Here is a 794-nt window from a genome sequence, read left to right as displayed (position 1 = left end):
TCGACGGTTGATATCCGGGACTTTGCAAGTGAGGCTACTCGAGAAGGTGTCGTCAGCTCAGACTTTCTAGCGGACGCCGTTAGCTGTGCACAACAGTTGCACTTCAAAGATCGAACTTGGGACAACTTGGCGCAGGCGCTGTTGCAAACCCAAACCAATGAATCGGTTTCTCGCTTCTTCGACTTCACTCACCGAGGTGCGCCGGGTGTAAAGGCAAGAGATGCCTCCAAGCTGCTCCGCGCGCTTAGTGCGTGGACCTGCAAACCCGCACAGGATGTAGGTCCAAACTTTGAACTGAGGAACACTATCTTCCTTCATCGATTGGAGGAAGGGGAGCGTGCGCATCCGCAAACCGCCATGAGCGACGAAGAATGGACAAACTTCACGACGCAGGCCGGCGCCGGCCTGCGTGCGGTCGCGCGTGAAACAGCCGCTACATTGGGATGGACACTTCACCCCATGGAGGTAAGCAGTTGCGCGACTGAATATCTGATATCGCACGGCGCCTTCGAACCGTGTATGCAAGAAGAATGGCTGAGAGAGCAACAGCTAACCGAGGCGTCGTTCTGGAGCTTGGTCAACGACATTCTGTTTGTCAGACGCCTTAGGAAACTTCAGTCACTCAGGCGCGGTGCATTCGAAAGTTTGGCGATCAGTACGCGCGACCCTGGTTGAACCCAAGCATCAAAGCTTGCTGTTGGTTACCAGGGGCACATGATTGTCGAGCCAACGCCGCCATTCGCTGCTGCCAAACGCTTCAGCTCCTCGGCGCTCATGACGAGCCCGTATACGGG

At 55.8% G+C, this 794-nt stretch carries 1 protein-coding gene; it reads left to right on the top strand.

Annotated elements, in window-relative coordinates:
- A partial coding sequence (locus EN780_RS35845; RefSeq protein WP_210215100.1) for a hypothetical protein occupies window positions 1-675 on the top strand: 675 nt, incomplete at its 5' end.
- Window positions 676-794 lie beyond the last annotated feature (119 nt).

Source organism: Mesorhizobium sp. M4B.F.Ca.ET.089.01.1.1 (genome assembly GCF_004022605.1).
GTDB lineage: Bacteria > Pseudomonadota > Alphaproteobacteria > Rhizobiales > Rhizobiaceae > Mesorhizobium > Mesorhizobium abyssinicae.
The sequence above is the reverse complement of the archived record's forward strand: the minus strand, read 5'-3'. Positions and strand labels throughout refer to the sequence as shown.